Consider the following 15,668-nt stretch of genomic DNA (forward strand, 5'->3'; position numbering starts at 1 on the left):
GGACGCGCTATATGGATAAAGGGTTTCCGGGCGCATAAACATCCTGTTCAAGCGTGTGTATGTCGGCATTTTCGACGACCTCGACTGGGACGACGAAGCGACGCATTTTTCGCTGCTGACAAAGAAGATAGATCGTTATACGCAGTACGTCCGGTCGGGCCAGCTGCTGGCGGCTTATCCGCGCGTGCGAGGTTATCCGGTCATCATCGAGTATGTGGCCATGCGGCCCATGACCCGCTCCGCCGAGGCTTTCTGGAAGACACGCGAGACGATCATTCGCTCGGTGGGATTCGACGTGCGCTGCCGCACCGTGGACGTGCGGCATACGACCGCACAGGATTCCGTCATGGTGGATAGCGCAGAAGCCGCGGACGTCGCCGTTACCGTTCCAGCAGGTCCACGGCTGGAACCCGTCGCCGATGTACTCGATCTCTCACTGCCGGAGATTGCCGAGACTAAGCAATCAAACGAGATTGTGCGGGTCGATCATCACCCAGTATTGGTGATGCGCAAAAAGACGTCATCGGGACGATAAGTTTTTGATACACGCTTTCGGAGTATGACGAAATCGTGAATTGATGCGAAATAAAAAGGCGAAGCCCAAAACAGGCCTCGCCTTTTTATTTGTCGTCCATACCGCGTGTCAGCGGATCGCTCAAACGGGTCCGCGCTGGACGTTGCTGCATGGCGCGCACCCGGATAGTGCAGATGCGCCGCCGTTCGTCGTTATTCGCCGCCGATATTGGTCGGCAAGCGGCGCTTGTGCGAGATCGCGACTGGACGCTTGGCGTCGGTATCGCGTGAGCTGCCCGAGCCGGTGCGCGCCGCGCCCGCGGTGAACGCCTTGCCGGTGTCTTCCTGTATGGTCGAGATGGAATGCTTGTAGACCGCCTGGATGCCAGCGGCCGAACTCAGCATGACCAGGTACTGATCGAAAGATTCGATGTGACCAACCAGCCGCACCCCGTTCACGAGGAAAATTGCGACTCGCTTGCGCTCTTTGCGTGCAGCGTTCAACACATCGCTCTGACTTTGCTGCTGGGATTCTGTAGCCATTCTTATTCGACCTGACGTTAGTATTTCGGGCTATTCCGGGAGATATCCGCCGGAATATTGATGCGCAACCAAGATGCGCAGCCGGTGGATAGTGATAAAAGTCCGGCGCAGCGGTTTCGCGTGAATCATATGCTGCCGATCCTTGCCGCAACATGGAAGCAGTTGCGCACCATCCGCGACAAGCGCCGTAGATTTCATGATGCCAGATCATCGACTGTTGCACCGATTGCTCACATTCGAGCATGAGCGCCGCCCAGAGTTCAAATTACACTGAAATCACTGATTTCAGAATTCCTGGATTTGACAGATTTAATGGCGGCCAGCGGTTTCAGTGCACCTGAGTTGCATCCATATTAACCCGCTGGAAATCCCGGCGCGCGTGGCCGTTCAACAATGACAGTATAAAAACGGACAAAGTCTCTCTGTTCAGCGCCTTGGTGACACGCGAAGCTTTCGAAGCGTCCGCTGAAAAGCACTCGACGAAAAAAATAAAGCTGTTACGACCGTTTGCCTCGGCCGTAACAGCTTTTTCGTTCATCGCTTACAGGGGCGGCGCGACGGACTGATCGCGCTGCCCGGCCCGCAATTACTGGGCTGCAGCCGGAGCCGTCTTCTTTTGCTTGTGCTTGAACAAGTGCGGTTTGCCGCGTGAGCTGCCCGGCGTGGACGAGTTGTCGCCACCCGTGGTCGGTCCTGCGGTCGCCGCGCCGTGCGCGTTACCACCGCCGCCACCGCCGTTGCCATTGCCGCCGCCGCTCTGAGCCATGGCCAGACCGGATACCGCCAACAAGAGAGCGGATAAGGAAACCAGTTTGATCGCTTTCATCGTGAATCTCCAAATGACATCATTTTGTAGTGGTTTGCGGATCACCCGGGTTTGCGCCGGATGATCGACATCTGGACAACGCGTCGAATGTAATGGATTGCCCGCAACGCTTCAACACGAGTTTTTCCTGACTCTCCTTCTGGTGCCCTCGACTCAGGCTCACGGAAGCGGCCCGGCAACGGCGCAATCCGTTGCGGTGAACTGCAGGATTGCGCGGGCGCGGCGCTCGGCGGGACCGGTGATATTGACCAGACTCTCCGGGAAGCCGGTATTTACTCTCTGGCGCCCGGCTCGAAGTAGCGGTTCGCCGGCCGCGGCAAGCCAAGATTTTCCCGCAACGTGCGGCCTTCGTACTCGCGCCGGAAAATGCCGCGCGCCTGCAATTCGGGCACGACTTTATCGACGAAATCGTCGAGACCGCCGGGCAAGTACGGGAACATCACATTAAAGCCGTCCGAACCCGCTTCAACGAGCCATTGCTCCATCTGGTCGGCAATCATCTGCGGCGTGCCGATCATCTCAAGCCCCGAATAGCCGCCGACCCGCTGCGCAAGCTGACGGATCGTCAGATTTTCGCGCGCCGCCCACTCGATCACGCGCTCACGGCTGCTCTTGCTTGCGTTGGTCTCGGGGATTTCCGGAAGCGGTCCATCGGGATCGAAGCCGGAGACATCGTGGCCGAGCATGATGGAAAGCGACGCAATGCCGCTGTCGTAATGTACGAAGGTGTCGAGCAGCGCGCGCTTGTGCTTCGCTTCATCGAGCGAATCGCCGACCACGACGAACGCCGCCGGCAGGATTTTCAGATGCTCGGGATTACGGCCGAGTTTCGCCATGCGGCCTTTGACGTCGGCATAAAATCGCTGGCCTTCCGCCAGCGATTTCGGCGCGGCGAAGACGGCCTCGGCGGTCTCTGCTGCGATCTGCCGCCCCGCTTCCGAGGATCCCGCCTGCACGATGACAGGCCACCCCTGCACCGGCCGCGCGATGTTGAGCGGGCCGCGCACCGAGAGGCTTTCGCCCTTGTGGTCGAGCACGTGCATTTTCGCGGGATCGAAGAAAATGCCGCTTTGCACGTCGCGAATGAAAGCGTCATCCGCCCAACTGTCCCAAAGGCCGGTCACGACGTCGAAGAACTCGCGGCCCCGCTTGTAGCGCTCTCCGTGTTCGACGTGTTCGGTAAGGCCGAAGTTGAGCGCCGCGTCGGGATTGGCCGTGGTGACCAGATTCCAGCCCGCACGACCGCCGCTCAAATGGTCGAGCGACGCGAACCGGCGCGCAACGTGATAAGGCTCGTCGAACGTGGTGGAAGCCGTCGCAATCAGGCCGATGTGCTCGGTCACCGCTGCGAGCGCCGAAAGCAGCGTAAGTGGTTCGAACGAGGTCGCGGTGTGGCTTCGCTTCAGGGCTTGAGCCGGCATGTTGAGCACGGCCAGATGATCGGCCATGAAAAACGCGTCGAAGCGCCCACGCTCGAGCGTCTGCGCAAAACGCTTGAGGTGGGCGAAGTTGAAGTTGGCATCGGGGAACGCGCCCGGGTAACGCCACGCCCCGGTGTGAATGGTGGCCGGCCGCATGAAAGCGCCCAGCCGCAAGCGACGTTGCATGGTCATAAGGCTCCGCTGGAGCGTTGATAGGAATGCCTCCGCATCGGTCGGTGCAAAAGGCGAACACGTCGTTGTTGAACGAACGCCCTCCGTAAAATACGTCGGCTGGCGAAAACGTGCACAAACGACGTTCAACGCGAAAACAGCCTGCTTCGAAGCCCGTTATTACAATCCAGGCACCACGATTCAGGCGGCATGCACTTCGAATGCGTCGACGCGATCCGTATAGAACGCAAGATGGTCCTTGATTTCGGCAACGGCCGGATAAGTGTCTTCGTAAGTCCACACCGCATTCGCCGAACGCTCGCCGCCCAAGGGAATGCTGTAGTACGAGCACTCGCCTTTGTATGGGCAATACGTCGTGTGTTCGGTACGCTGCAATAGCGACATATCCACATCTTTGCGCGGAATATAGTGGACCGGCGGATACGACGCTTCGCGCAAGGTGAGCGCTTCACGTGTGTCGGCAAGTACGCGGCCACCGATAGTCACCGTGATGCGCGACGCATTGGGTTCGATGCTGATCGGATGATCGGGTCCTGGAGTCTTCACTGTCTTCGTCATGACTTCTGCTCCTAAAAACGGCGTTGGGCAAGGTACGTGATGCCGTATCTTGCAGCGTATTGGAAAGCGGCTTTCTCTGCCGCGTATGCGCGCGTCATGCCGCAACGGCTGCTTCATCTGCCGATGCATAGTCCGTGTAGCCGCGCGCGTCACCGCCATAAAAAGTGTCGCGATCGTAGGCGTTGAGCGGCAATCCTTTGCGCACGCGCTCCGGCAAATCCGGGTTCGAGATGAAGTGCCGTCCGAAAGCAACCAGGTCCGCGCTGCCCTCTCCCAGAATGTGCTCGGCCGACTCCGGCGTAAAACCGCCCGCGGCAATGATCGGTCCTTTGAAAATTTTCCTTAAGTGCCGTGACGCTACGGGCGCAAGACCCTCGGAAACAAGTTCGCTGCCTTTGATACGTGGTTCAATCAGGTGCAGATAAGCAAGACCGAAACGATTCAGTTGGTCTGCGGCGTAACCGAATGTGGCGTTAGGATCGCTGTCCGACATGCCGCCCCACGTGCCGCTCGGTCCCAGCCGGACTGCCACGCGCTCGCCGCCCCAGACGGATACCGCCGCTTGCGTAATTTCCAGAAGAAAGCGCGCGCGATTTTCGATCGAACCACCGTATTCGTCGGTACGTTTGTTCGAGCCATCCTGAAGGAACTGGTCTGGAAGATAACCGTTCGCGCCATGAATCTCGACGCCGTCGAAACCTGCGTTCAATGCGCGTTCGGCCGCACGGCGAAATTCTTCCACAATACCGGCTATCTCGTGCGTTTCGAGCGCACGCGGCATGGAGGTCGCCTTCCAGCCTTCAGCGGTGTAGGCGAATCCGTCGGACGGCAATGCGGACGGCGCGATGGGCGCTTCACCATTGGGCGTCAAGTCAATGTGCGACTGGCGACCGGCGTGGAACAGTTGCAGGAAGATCCGGCTGCCCTTTGCATGAACCGCATCAACGACCTTTGTCCAGCCCGCAACCTGTTCGTCGGTGTAGATGCCGGGAGCGCCCAGATATCCGATTGCGCCGGGAGAAATCGGCGTGGCTTCAGCGACGATCAAACCGCCTTGCGTTGCGCGCTGAGCGTAGTACTCGCGCATCAGGTCGCCGGGAACATCGCCGGGACCAGAACGCATGCGAGTAAGCGGCGCCATCACAATACGATGGGACAACGTGTACGGGCCAATGTTGGTTGAAGTGAAAAGTTGCGACATGTGAGGCTCCGATACATGAATGAAATTGCAGGGAAACCGGCGATCGGCGATCACAAGGACGCTTCGCCCGCACGGTCTATTAATTCGAAATGCTTAGGAAATTATTAGCAGCGATCCTCGGCTTTCTGCGACGTAGTCTAGGCCAAACAGGAACAGTATTTATTGGGTGGAAACGTAGTTAACTCTTCATCCACGGCGAACAATCGTTGAACCGGTTCATGCTCGCGGGTGTCCTGCCTTGCAGCAAGAGGTTGATGCTTGGCGCGCGGATTAAAGGGGAATCGCCTTCCCCTTTCACGGGACCAAAACTCCGCGTTAAGACGAAGCAACCGTCAAGCACGAAGCAACCGTCGGGCGCCGGATGCGCTTTTCGTGTGACCACGGGAATCGAAATACAATGGCGCGTCCTTGAAGCCGTCCAGCTTTGCCGCCAACTTTCTCCCGGAGCGCCGCCTTGGCACTTGGAAATATCAACGATATAGCCATGTTCGTCGCTGTCGTAAAAGCGGGAAGCTTTACGATCGCAGCGAAGCAACTCGGGCTCACGCGTTCCGCGGTGGGTAAAAGCATTGTGCGTCTCGAGCAGCGCCTGGGCGTACGCCTTCTGAACCGCACGCCGCGCAGCCTGAGCCTCACTGACGACGGCGATGTGTTCTTCTCCCGCTGCACGCAGATTCTCGACGACCTCGAGGAAACCGAACTGGCCATGGCCGTGCGCAGCGCAAAGCCGACCGGCGTGCTGCGGCTGAGCGTGCCCACGGGACTGGGGCATCGGCACGTCATGCCGGTCATCGAATTGTTCCTGAAGACATGGCCCGACGTGCGCGCCGAAGTGAGCTTCACGGACCGGTTCGTGGACCTGATAGACGAAGGTATCGACATTGCGTTGCGCATTGGCGACCCGCGTCCCGACTCGCGTCTGATTGCCCGCACTGTCGCGCAGCAGCACCTGCTGACATGCGCGTCGCCGGCCTATCTGAAAGCGCACGGTACGCCGCAAGCGCCCGGCGATCTGCTCAATCATGAATGCCTGTTTTTCATGAGCGCGGGACGGCCTCAGCCCTGGATTTTCACCGACCCTCTCGCGAACGAGGTGAGCCACGTGACCCGGTTGCAAATGGATAGCGCAGAAGCACTGGTCGCCGCTGCCGTGCATGGATTTGGCATCATCAACATGCCGACATACCTGCTCGAGGACAACGTACGCACGGGCAAGCTCGTGCCAATGCTGAGCGAATTCCAGCCCGCTGCCAAACCCATCCGCGCGATGTATCCGACCCGCCGGCATTTGTCGCCGAAGGTGCGTATCTTTATCGACTTGCTGACGCAAACGTGGGGCGAAGTCGCACCATGGGATCGCGATCTTGCCCCGGACGCGTCCGGCGCGGCCTGAACCGCCGATCACGCACAAGCCATGGCTTCGTCCTCATAAAACGGATAGTCGGTATAGCCCTTTTCCGTGCCGCCCCAGAAGGCCGAGCGGTCATAGCCGTTCAACGGCAAGCCGTACTTCAGCCGTTTCGGCAGATCGGGGTTCGAAGCAAACCAGCGCCCGAATGCGACCAGGTCGGCATCGCCCTTTTGCAGGAGCGCTTCCGCGCCATCGCCGTCAAATCCTCCCGCCGCGATAATCGGACCCTTGAACAGTTTGCGCAAGAACACCGAGGCAACCGGCGCCTGGCCCTCGTGCAGCGTTTCGACGCCCTTCACACGCGGTTCGATGATATGCAGATAGGCCAAACCGAACCGGTTCAACTGTGTGGCTACGTAGCCGAAAGTGGCCTCGGGGTTGCTATCGGAGATTTCGCCCCACTGACCGCTCGGCGACACGCGTACGCCCACGCGATCGGCGCCCCACACCGAGCTCACCGCTTCAGTGACTTCGAGCAGGAAGCGCGCACGGTTTTCGACCAGGCCACCGTAGGCATCGGTCCGCTTGTTGGTGCCGTCTTGCAGGAAGGTATCAATGAGATAACCGTTGGCGCTATGAATCTCGACGCCGTCGAACCCCGCCGCGAGCGCACGTTCTGCGCCTTTGCGAAAGGCCTCGACGAGCGCCGGAATTTCTTCGATACCCACGGCCCGATGCATCGATACCGGCACCCATCCGTCCCGCGTCAGCGCGAGTCCTTCGAATGGCACTTCGGATGGCGCGATGGGCGGTGTACCGCCGGTCAGGTCGACATGCGACTGGCGGCCGTCGTGCACGAGCTGCATGAAGATGCGTGCGCCTTTTGCGTGGACCGCATCGGCGATCTTTTTCCAGCCTTGAACATGGTGGTCTTCGTAGATTCCCGGACCGCCCGCATAACCGCGCCCGCTCTTCAGCACGTGCGACGACTCCGTGATCAGCAGCGCGCGCGCCGATGCACGCTGGCTGTAGTACTCGACCATCATCTCGCTCGGACTGTCGTCCGGATCTGAACGCAAACGTGTCATGGGCGCGAGCACCACGCGATGCGCGAGTTCATGACGGCCAAGTCTGAATGGGGAAAATAGCTTCGACATGACGACCTCCTGATCTTGAACGATGGATGCAGGACATAACCCATCCCGCGACGCAATGAAGCGTATAGCCGCTTGAGGGGAATAGGGTTCCCCATAAACGCGACGCGCTCGCACACCGCTCGTCCGGCGCGGCGGACAGATCCGATCCGTTATTCGTCAGGGCACAACAGTGTATTTACGATTTAAGGGTTTTTACCTAGAGCATCGGGGAATAAGATCGATTCACGGATCGAAACAGGCGATGCCGATCGAGCCTCAGTTCATCGGAGCACCGGCGCCGCACGCTTCGTAGTCGATAACCAGACTGGAGATTCATCATGTTCAAGGCACTTATCCCTGCAGTTGTCATCGCTTCTGCATTGGCTGCACCGAGCTTCGCGTTTGCTCAGAGCAACGACGCGGTCACGCGCGCCCAGGTTCGCGGCGAGCTGGTTCAACTGGAACAAGCGGGCTACAACCCGGCATCGGATCGCACGCAATATCCGGCGAATATTCAGGCAGCCGAAAGACGGGTTGCTGCGCAAGACGGTGTTGCGCAAGGCAGCTACGGTCCGTCGGTGAGCGGCACGTCGGCGTCGGGAGCACCTGTGGCGGCAGCGGCAAATCCCGCCGATTACAACCGTCCGTAACTGTTAATCGCGGAGCGCCAAAACCCCGCGTCCGTCCACGGCGCGGGGTTTTTTGGCTAACATGGCTTACATATCAAGCACAAAGGTGAGGGTCTGCGGGAAGTGATCGGTGAGGTTGTACGGGAGTGAGTTGGGTGTCGACAGTGAGCTTTCACGGGAGTCCACGGTGAGCATTTCCGGGAGACCAAAGAACGAAGGCCCGAATTTCCCGGTCGTTCAAAGTTGCCGCGCTATTACCATGCGCTGCACTTCGCTCGTGCCTTCGTAGATCTGCGTGATACGCGCATCGCGGTAATGGCGTTCTACCGGATAGTCCTCCAGATAGCCATACCCCCCATGAATCTGGATGGCTTGCGAGCAAACACGCTCCGCCATCTCCGATGCAAACAGCTTCGCTTGCGAAGCCTCGCTCAAACACGGCAAGCCTTCGGTACGCATGCGCGCTGCATGCAGCACCAGGAGGCGAGCGGCGTTGAGGCTGGTCTGCATATCGGCGAGAAGATTGGCGACCGACTGATGGTCCTTGATCGGCTTGCCGAATTGCACCCGCTCATGCGAATAAGCCCGCGCGGCGTCGAACGCGGCACGCGCAATACCCACCGCCTGCGCGGCAATACCAATGCGGCCTCCTTCGAGGTTCGCCAGCGCGATCTTCAGGCCCTCGCCACGCGCCCCCAGCAGGTTGGCCGCGGGAATCGTGCAGTTGTCGAGGGTTATCGGGCAGGTATCGGAGGCACGGATGCCCATCTTGTGTTCCGGCCGGCCGACGTTGAAACCGGGCGTGTCCGCCGGCACGATAAACGCCGACAAGCCCTTCTTTCCAAGTTCCGGATCCGTAACCGCGAAGACAATCGCCATGCCGGCGCGCGCGCCGTTGGTGGTGAACTGCTTCGCGCCCGACAACACCCACTGGCCATCCCGTTCGACCGCGCGCGTCTTCAGGTTGTTCGCTTCCGATCCAGCCTGCGGCTCAGTCAGGCAAAACGCGCCGATCATCTCCCCGGTTGCCAGTTTCGGCAGATACTCGGCCTTCTGCGCGTCGGTGCCGAATGCGAGTATGGGACCGCAACCCACCGAGTTGTGCACGGCCATCAACGTTGAGCATGACGCACATCCGGCCGCGATCTCTTCAATGGCGAGCGCGTACGCCACGTAGTCGCTGAACGTACCGCCCCACTCCGCCGGAACGATCATGCCCAGCAGTCCGAGTTCGCCAAGTTGCCGCACGACCTCGTCGGGCAGACGCGCGGCGCGGTCCCATTCACCCGCGTGCGGCGCAAGCACCTCGGTGGCGAAGTCGCGCGCGGCGTCGCGGATCATGCGTTGGTCATCGGTGAGGAAACTGTCGATCATGGCGGTCTGGCTCGTGTGGAATACTTGGAAAAGCGCGCGCTTGAAATGCCGCGCCATCGCCCCGAAGTGTAGGCGCTGCAAGCTGCCCCGGCGATGCCTGAAACGATCAAGCTTCCTGAGCGATTTTGCCACCAGTGACTACCCGAACCACGGAAAAACCACGGCTAAAAGATTCGCCCGCTCAGCGTGCCATGACGCCGTCCGCGTCCAGGACACCGCGCCGCGAAAGCGGTGAACGCGGGACCATCGCGGTTGATTTCGTCGAAGAAGCCCTGCGTTGCGCCGGGCGTCGCGGACTCGCGCGCAGTGCATTGCTCGAACAAGCGGGCATTCAGAGCGCAGCGCTCGCAGCGCCGCTCGCGCGTGTGTCGGCGGCGCAATACGGGCGCCTGTGGAGCGCCATTGCCGATGCGCTCGACGACGAATTCTTCGGCCAGGACAGTCATCCAATGCGCCGCGGCAGCTTCGCGCTCCTCTGTCACGCCGCGCTCGATTCGCGCGATGGCGCTCAAGCGCTCGCACGCATTGCCGGGTTCTTGCGGCTGGTGCTGGACGACTTGCGCTGCGAGTTCGAAGTCGGCGCGACGCACGTAAGGATCCGCCTCGTCGATTCCAACAGCAACACTCCGCGTCCGATGTTCGCCTACGCGACCGCGTTCATCATGATCTACGGCCTGTTGTGCTGGCTCCTGGGGCGGCGTATTCCCATCCTCGCCGCAAGTTTGCGCTGCCCCGAACCGCGCGCCGCCGACGAGTACCGGCTGATGTTCTGCGACGACATGCGCTTTGGGCAAGCTGTGTCGTACGTTGATCTCGCGCCGGATTGCGCGCGCTTGAGGCCGGTCCAGACAAGCGCCACGCTCAAGGTCTTCCTGCGTGAAGCGCCCGCGAATTTCATCGTGAAGTATCGCAATACGGATTCGCTCGCGGCGCGGATTCGTCGTGAATTGCGGGAAACACCGCCCGGCGACTGGCCGGATAGCGAGCGGCTCGCGGCAACGCTGAACATGGCTGAAGCCACGCTGCGCCGGCGTCTCAGGCAGGAGGGCACGACTTATCAAACCATTCGCGATGCATTGCGGCGGGATCTCGCCATTGCACGTCTCGCCGATACGGCCGAGACCATCGCGGAAATCTCGCATGCGCTCGGGTTCGCCGAACCGAGCGCGTTTCGCCGTGCGTTCAAGAAGTGGACGGGCGTGCGGCCGACGGCTTATCGCGCAGTGCATGGCGTGACAGAACCGCTATAGTGAAACCCTGCTGGTTCACACTAGGAGCCGTCATGTCGCAACCGAAAGCAAAACCGGATCGAGAGCCGGAACAAACGCCCCCGGACGCCGACAATAGGGAGGCGGCGCTTGACGAAGCGCTCGATGAGAGCTTCCCCGCAAGCGACCCCGTCGCCATTTCGGTGGATCACGACTCCGGGCCGCACAAAAATCCGTCGCAATAGCAGGGCGCTAATCTTCGAGACCGGTCAACAGCGTCGCCAGTTTTTCGACGTGCTGCATAAGCATTGCCCGGTGTTTGTCGATCTGCTCGATACGCCCCGCAAGATCGGCGCGTACGGGATCATCCAGCTTGCCCGACGCACGCAGGTCCTCCGCTCGCGCATTGATGTTCTCGAGTTGCACCGTGGACAATTGCCGCTCCACGCGACGCAAGTCGGTGAGAAGCAGATCGCGGTTGCGCCTGAAAATCTGGTCGCGGCGTAACGTCTCGCCTTGTTGCAATGCCTGGTCGGCAATGCGCCGGGTCGCTTCTGTCTGCGACAGCAGCGGTTCAGGCCCACGCAGTACGGGCCGTTTGGGTGCCGGATGCGCATTGCCGCGAAAAATCGCGGCAGGCGCTTCTTCATCCATCGCGCGTTGCGTTTCGGGCGGAATGTCGCGCCGGTCGTGGCGGTCGTCCATCCAGCGCGGCGGCAGGCCGGTCACCGTTTCCACGCCGCGGATAAACTCTTCGCTGAAATCGCGTCTGCCGGCCAGGATCAGCTTCATGTGCGACGGCGAAAAACTCATCATGCGCGCAATCCGCGCACCGCCAGCGGGAGAACCCGCCAGCACGTTCAAGTTGGCTCGCCACACAACGTACAACGTTTCATCGAAATCTTCCATGGGCTAGTCTCCAAGCAGACGGACTCGCAAGCGTCGCGCAGCGGGGCACATGCGCTCGACGCTCGGGTCCTGGCGAGCCCGTCCTTGCAACGGCGCGCCGCATCGTGGTCGATGGCGTCGCCGGGTGGGCATCTGACCGCATCTTACCGTCATCTCAATAACCTGCGTTTTGTCTGAAGAAGCGTGAAAACCCGCGGAATCATCGAAAACCCGGTCAATTTGACGGATTTTCCGCGGCTGGTGCTTCCTGAGTCCCGCCATTCGCCATGCACACGACGCATCCATGACATCTTGCTGATATCTGCAATACAAATAAATTGCAATTATTCGCATCAGAGATATTTTGCTTTTATTCGTTAAACGAATATTTGACGTTTATCTGTGACACGAATAAAATTTCTTTATTCGTGTCACAGATAAATAGCCATGCGGCAGACTATCGCTACACCTCACCAACTGGGCGAAATCCTGGCAGCGGGAAGACGGCGCGCAGGCCTTACTCAGGCTGAAGCCGCCATGCGTATTGGCGTAAGCCAAAGCCGCATCTCAACGCTTGAAGGAGATTCAGGCGCACTGACGCTTGACCAGCTGCTTGCGCTTTTCGGCGCGTACGGCCTGCAACTGCAAGTGCAGGACAGGGACGCCACCCCTGAACCATCTTTCGATTCCACACCGGAATGGTAACGACCGGGCGCAAGGCGCATTCCCGGGCGTTGTCCGTATGGGCCAACGGCGTGCGCGTGGGCGCCTGGCGGATTCCCACTCGCGGGCCCATGGAGTTCGAGTACGACCCGGCCTGGACCACGTCCAACATCGGCCGGCCGTTGTCGCTTTCGCTTCCCATCCCAATCGACAACGCCCCGCTCAAGGGCGAGCGCGTGCTGAACTACTTCGATAACCTGCTGCCCGACAGTGAAGCCATCCGGCAACGCATCGGCCGGCGTTTCCGGACCGGGACGCTCGATACCTTCGATCTGCTGCAGGCAATCGGGCGTGATTGTGTGGGCGCGGTCCAGCTTCTGGGTATCGATGAAGAACCGGCCGGCGTTGAACAAATCGATGGAACGCCGCTGACCGAACCTGAAATCGAAGCCTTGCTGACCCAGACAGCGGGCAGCTTCACTTTCGGTGCTCAGGACGACGAAGACGATTTCCGGATCTCGCTTGCCGGCGCGCAGGAAAAGACCGCGCTGCTCTGGCACGAAGGCCAGTGGATGAAACCCCATGGCGCGACGCCAACCACGCATATCCTGAAGCTTCCGCTCGGCCTGGTTGGAAACCGGCGCGCGGATCTGACAACATCCGTCGAGAACGAATGGCTGTGCATGCATCTATTGCGCGCGTACGGTTTGCCGGTCGCTGAAACGAGTATCGAGACATTCGGCAAGCAGCGCGTGCTGAGCGTGAAGCGCTTTGATCGCCAGATGCATTCGAGCGGCAAATGGCTGCTGCGGCTTCCGCAAGAAGATTTCTGTCAGGTGATGGGGCTGCCTTCGCACAAGAAATACGAGAACGAAGGCGGTCCGGGCGTGATCGATCTGGCCCGCGTGCTCCAGCAATCCAACGAGGCCAGTGACGACATCGAAACCTTGCTGACCGCGCAGATTCTTTTCTGGTTGCTCGCCGCACCCGACGGCCACGCGAAAAATTTCAGCATTCGGCTCCTGCCGCGCGGACAGTTCAGATTGACGCCGCTCTACGACGTCATGTCGATCTGGCCGGTGGAAGGCAAGGGCGCGAGCCAATGGTCGTGGTTCAAGGCGAAACTGGCGATGGCCGTGGCAGGCAAGCATCGTCACTATGCTATTCGCGATATCCAGCGCCGGCACTTCAACGCAATGGCGCCGAGGTGTTCGTACGGCAGCAATGCAGAGCCGATCATCCGCCGCCTGATCGAAGAAACGCCGCGCGTGATCGAGCAAGTGGCGGCGCAGTTGCCGGAAGGTTTCCCCGCCAAAGTCTCCGATCGCATCTTCGAAGGGCTTCGCCGCGCGGTAGCCGCACTCGAAGCCATGCCGGAGAAATAAAAAAGCGCCGTGGCAACGATGCCCGGCGCTTTCCTTCGGAATCCTTCAATACCCGCTCGTTAAGGCACGTCGATCAAGGCACGTCGCGCAAATAGCCTTCCTTCGACGAATCGCGCATCCGGAACGAGACGATTCCCGCAATCGCGCACAGCGCCGTCACGTACCAATAGAACGTGGACTCGCTGCCAACGGATTTCAGAAACAGCGCCACGTATTCTGCCGAGCCGCCGAACACGGCGTTCGCCACTGCATACGACAATCCCGCGCCCAGCGCCCGCACTTCCGCGGGGAACATCTCGGCCTTGATCAGGCCGCTGATCGAGGTGTAGAGGCTGACGATCGCGAGCGCGATCACGACCAGCACGAACGCCACGATCGGGCTCGTGACATCTTTCAGCGCATGCAGGATTGGCACGGTGCAGAGCGTGGCAAGCGCGCCGAACCAGATCATCGACGTCCGCCGGCCGATCCGGTCCGACAACGCGCCGAAAGCCGGCTGCATGATCATGTAGACGAACAGCGCGGCGGTCATGATGTTGCTCGCCGTCTTGGCGTGCATGCCCGCCGTGTTCACCAGATACTTCTGCATGTAGGTGGTGAACGTGTAGAAGATCAGCGATCCGCCGGCCGTAAAACCGAGCACGGTCAAAAACGCGGTCTTGTGCTGCATGAGGCCGCGCAGCGTGCCGGCTTCCTTCAGCTTGCGGGTTTCGGCGGTCGTGGTTTCATCGAGTGATTTACGCAGATACAGCGAGACCAGCGCCGCGAGCGCACCGATGCCAAACGGAATGCGCCATCCCCAGGCTTTCAGCTCTTCCGCGCTCAGCACTTGTTGCAGTATGACCAGCACCAGCAACGCGGCAAGCTGGCCGCCAATCAGCGTCACATACTGGAACGATGCGAAAAACCCCCGCCGCCCTTGCAGCGCCACTTCACTCATGTAAGTCGCGCTCGTGCCGTACTCGCCACCTACCGACAAACCCTGGAACAGCCGCGCGATCAGCAGGAAAAACGGCGCCCATGCGCCAATGCTCGAATACGTCGGCAGGAAGCAGATCACGAGCGAGCCCGCGCACATCATCAGCACGGAGATCATCATGGACGTGCGGCGGCCGTGTTTATCGGCGATCCGACCGAACATCCAGCCGCCGATAGGCCGCATCAGGAAACCCGCAGCGAACACGCCGGCGGTGTTGAGCAACTGCGTGGTCGAATTGCCGCTCGGGAAAAAAGCAGGCGCAAAGTACAGTGCGAGGAACGAGTAAATATAGAAGTCGAACCATTCGACGAGATTGCCCGACGACGCGCCGACAATCGCAAGAACGCGACGCCGGGTATCGGCTGATGTGGAAAGGGCTAGTTCGGCCATGCTGATTGGACTCCTGTCGCGTAATGAAAACGGCGAAAACGGCGGCTTGCGGCCGCTCTTGAACCGGACGAATGCCGGTCGATAAGATGACGCCCCGAATGACGCTGAAGGCGTTCGGGCGCAAGTTTATACGACGCAGGACGGCTTGGCGCGGGATGACAGTCAGCCGTATTTATGCTTACAGCACGATTGGGCACGAAAGATTGACGTCAGGATGGTCCCAGCGCTGGTCCGCGTCATTCCTTTTGACAGCAAGGATCTCAGGCGCATCAACGGTTTGCGGCGCATTGAGCAGGTGTTGCGGCACAAACGCCCAAAGCTTACAAACGGTCGCCGCGGCACCCCGCGCCAGCGCTTGGGAATTACCCTGATGAGGCGAAAAACACGAGGCCAACGCCTGCGCCAACTATT

17 protein-coding genes are annotated in these 15,668 nt (G+C 60.1%); 8 read left to right on the top strand and 9 right to left on the bottom strand.

The annotated features are described in order from the left end of the window. The first annotated feature begins 55 nt into the window (after window positions 1-55). Entirely contained in the window at window positions 56-535 is a 480-nt protein-coding gene (locus ACRWA7_RS11570; protein ID WP_438391144.1) for a DUF6572 domain-containing protein, read from the top strand. 191 nt (window positions 536-726) lie between these two features. Here ACRWA7_RS11570 and hfq read toward each other — a convergent pair whose 3' ends face one another. Next, complete coding sequence (gene hfq, locus ACRWA7_RS11575) at window positions 727-1,056, bottom strand: RNA chaperone Hfq (RefSeq protein WP_438391145.1); 330 nt, start codon at window positions 1,054-1,056, stop codon at window positions 727-729. Window positions 1,057-1,116: 60 nt separating this feature from the next. Here hfq and ACRWA7_RS11580 point away from each other — a divergent pair, with 60 nt between their 5' ends. After that, window positions 1,117-1,302, top strand: coding sequence for a hypothetical protein (locus ACRWA7_RS11580; RefSeq protein ID WP_438391146.1), 186 nt, complete (start codon window positions 1,117-1,119; stop codon window positions 1,300-1,302). 340 nt (window positions 1,303-1,642) lie between these two features. On the opposite strand, the gene ACRWA7_RS11585 is transcribed toward ACRWA7_RS11580, so the two are convergent. From ACRWA7_RS11585 to ACRWA7_RS11600, 4 genes are all read right to left on the bottom strand, one after another. Then, on the bottom strand, window positions 1,643-1,882 hold the full coding sequence (locus ACRWA7_RS11585) for a hypothetical protein (RefSeq protein WP_060818603.1): 240 nt from the start codon (window positions 1,880-1,882) through the stop codon (window positions 1,643-1,645). Window positions 1,883-2,154: 272 nt separating this feature from the next. Next, window positions 2,155-3,489: an LLM class flavin-dependent oxidoreductase gene (locus ACRWA7_RS11590; RefSeq protein ID WP_438391147.1), complete on the bottom strand. Its 1,335-nt coding sequence runs from the start codon at window positions 3,487-3,489 to the stop codon at window positions 2,155-2,157. A gap of 186 nt (window positions 3,490-3,675) precedes the next feature. Continuing rightward, window positions 3,676-4,053 (bottom strand): DUF427 domain-containing protein, encoded by a 378-nt coding sequence (locus ACRWA7_RS11595; protein WP_438391149.1) that lies wholly within the window; start codon window positions 4,051-4,053, stop codon window positions 3,676-3,678. Between the two features lie 94 nt (window positions 4,054-4,147). Continuing rightward, window positions 4,148-5,254 (bottom strand): alkene reductase, encoded by a 1,107-nt coding sequence (locus tag ACRWA7_RS11600; RefSeq protein ID WP_438391150.1) that lies wholly within the window; start codon window positions 5,252-5,254, stop codon window positions 4,148-4,150. A gap of 454 nt (window positions 5,255-5,708) precedes the next feature. Between ACRWA7_RS11600 and ACRWA7_RS11605 the strand changes: the two genes are divergently transcribed. Next, on the top strand, window positions 5,709-6,647 hold the full coding sequence (locus tag ACRWA7_RS11605; RefSeq protein ID WP_060818600.1) for a LysR family transcriptional regulator: 939 nt from the start codon (window positions 5,709-5,711) through the stop codon (window positions 6,645-6,647). Window positions 6,648-6,655: 8 nt separating this feature from the next. On the opposite strand, the gene ACRWA7_RS11610 is transcribed toward ACRWA7_RS11605, so the two are convergent. Then, window positions 6,656-7,762, bottom strand: a complete 1,107-nt coding sequence (locus ACRWA7_RS11610) for an alkene reductase (RefSeq protein WP_438391151.1) — start codon at window positions 7,760-7,762, stop codon at window positions 6,656-6,658. 317 nt (window positions 7,763-8,079) lie between these two features. Here ACRWA7_RS11610 and ACRWA7_RS11615 point away from each other — a divergent pair, with 317 nt between their 5' ends. After that, window positions 8,080-8,391, top strand: a complete 312-nt coding sequence (locus ACRWA7_RS11615; protein WP_438391152.1) for a DUF4148 domain-containing protein — start codon at window positions 8,080-8,082, stop codon at window positions 8,389-8,391. 216 nt (window positions 8,392-8,607) lie between these two features. On the opposite strand, the gene ACRWA7_RS11620 is transcribed toward ACRWA7_RS11615, so the two are convergent. Continuing rightward, entirely contained in the window at window positions 8,608-9,741 is a 1,134-nt protein-coding gene (locus ACRWA7_RS11620) for an acyl-CoA dehydrogenase family protein (protein WP_438392762.1), read from the bottom strand. 194 nt (window positions 9,742-9,935) lie between these two features. On the opposite strand from ACRWA7_RS11620, the gene ACRWA7_RS11625 reads away from it, so the two are divergent. Both ACRWA7_RS11625 and ACRWA7_RS11630 read left to right on the top strand, forming a co-directional pair. Next, on the top strand, window positions 9,936-10,994 hold the full coding sequence (locus ACRWA7_RS11625; protein ID WP_438391153.1) for an AraC family transcriptional regulator: 1,059 nt from the start codon (window positions 9,936-9,938) through the stop codon (window positions 10,992-10,994). Between the two features lie 32 nt (window positions 10,995-11,026). Continuing rightward, the gene (locus tag ACRWA7_RS11630) at window positions 11,027-11,197 is read left to right on the top strand and encodes a hypothetical protein (protein WP_438391154.1); all 171 of its coding nucleotides are present in this window, start codon (window positions 11,027-11,029) and stop codon (window positions 11,195-11,197) included. Window positions 11,198-11,204: 7 nt separating this feature from the next. On the opposite strand, the gene ACRWA7_RS11635 is transcribed toward ACRWA7_RS11630, so the two are convergent. Then, window positions 11,205-11,861 (bottom strand): hypothetical protein, encoded by a 657-nt coding sequence (locus tag ACRWA7_RS11635; RefSeq protein WP_438391155.1) that lies wholly within the window; start codon window positions 11,859-11,861, stop codon window positions 11,205-11,207. A 426-nt stretch (window positions 11,862-12,287) separates the two neighbouring features. On the opposite strand from ACRWA7_RS11635, the gene ACRWA7_RS11640 reads away from it, so the two are divergent. Both ACRWA7_RS11640 and ACRWA7_RS11645 read left to right on the top strand, forming a co-directional pair. After that, a complete protein-coding gene (locus ACRWA7_RS11640) occupies window positions 12,288-12,545 on the top strand; it encodes a helix-turn-helix domain-containing protein (protein WP_438391156.1) in 258 nt (85 codons plus the stop codon). After that, on the top strand, window positions 12,539-13,888 hold the full coding sequence (locus ACRWA7_RS11645; RefSeq protein ID WP_438391157.1) for a type II toxin-antitoxin system HipA family toxin: 1,350 nt from the start codon (window positions 12,539-12,541) through the stop codon (window positions 13,886-13,888). The genes ACRWA7_RS11640 and ACRWA7_RS11645 overlap by 7 nt, the downstream gene beginning before the upstream one ends. A 73-nt stretch (window positions 13,889-13,961) precedes the next feature. Here ACRWA7_RS11645 and ACRWA7_RS11650 read toward each other — a convergent pair whose 3' ends face one another. Next, on the bottom strand, window positions 13,962-15,257 hold the full coding sequence (locus ACRWA7_RS11650; RefSeq protein ID WP_438391158.1) for an MFS family transporter: 1,296 nt from the start codon (window positions 15,255-15,257) through the stop codon (window positions 13,962-13,964). Window positions 15,258-15,668 lie beyond the last annotated feature (411 nt).

This window comes from Caballeronia sp. DA-9, from assembly GCF_051615025.1.
In the GTDB taxonomy this organism is placed as follows: Bacteria; Pseudomonadota; Gammaproteobacteria; order Burkholderiales; family Burkholderiaceae; genus Caballeronia; species Caballeronia sordidicola.

Coding starts and splice junctions, on each gene's coding strand:
- hfq (WP_438391145.1), bottom strand. CDS start 1,056: ATGGCTACAGAATCCCAGCAGCAAAGTCAGAGCGATGTGTTGAACGCT.
- ACRWA7_RS11580 (WP_438391146.1), top strand. CDS start 1,117: ATGCGCAACCAAGATGCGCAGCCGGTGGATAGTGATAAAAGTCCGGCG.
- ACRWA7_RS11585 (WP_060818603.1), bottom strand. CDS start 1,882: ATGAAAGCGATCAAACTGGTTTCCTTATCCGCTCTCTTGTTGGCGGTA.
- ACRWA7_RS11590 (WP_438391147.1), bottom strand. CDS start 3,489: ATGCAACGTCGCTTGCGGCTGGGCGCTTTCATGCGGCCGGCCACCATT.
- ACRWA7_RS11595 (WP_438391149.1), bottom strand. CDS start 4,053: ATGACGAAGACAGTGAAGACTCCAGGACCCGATCATCCGATCAGCATC.
- ACRWA7_RS11600 (WP_438391150.1), bottom strand. CDS start 5,254: ATGTCGCAACTTTTCACTTCAACCAACATTGGCCCGTACACGTTGTCC.
- ACRWA7_RS11610 (WP_438391151.1), bottom strand. CDS start 7,762: ATGTCGAAGCTATTTTCCCCATTCAGACTTGGCCGTCATGAACTCGCG.
- ACRWA7_RS11615 (WP_438391152.1), top strand. CDS start 8,080: ATGTTCAAGGCACTTATCCCTGCAGTTGTCATCGCTTCTGCATTGGCT.
- ACRWA7_RS11625 (WP_438391153.1), top strand. CDS start 9,936: ATGACGCCGTCCGCGTCCAGGACACCGCGCCGCGAAAGCGGTGAACGC.
- ACRWA7_RS11630 (WP_438391154.1), top strand. CDS start 11,027: ATGTCGCAACCGAAAGCAAAACCGGATCGAGAGCCGGAACAAACGCCC.
- ACRWA7_RS11635 (WP_438391155.1), bottom strand. CDS start 11,861: ATGGAAGATTTCGATGAAACGTTGTACGTTGTGTGGCGAGCCAACTTG.
- ACRWA7_RS11640 (WP_438391156.1), top strand. CDS start 12,288: ATGCGGCAGACTATCGCTACACCTCACCAACTGGGCGAAATCCTGGCA.
- ACRWA7_RS11645 (WP_438391157.1), top strand. CDS start 12,539: ATGGTAACGACCGGGCGCAAGGCGCATTCCCGGGCGTTGTCCGTATGG.
- ACRWA7_RS11650 (WP_438391158.1), bottom strand. CDS start 15,257: ATGGCCGAACTAGCCCTTTCCACATCAGCCGATACCCGGCGTCGCGTT.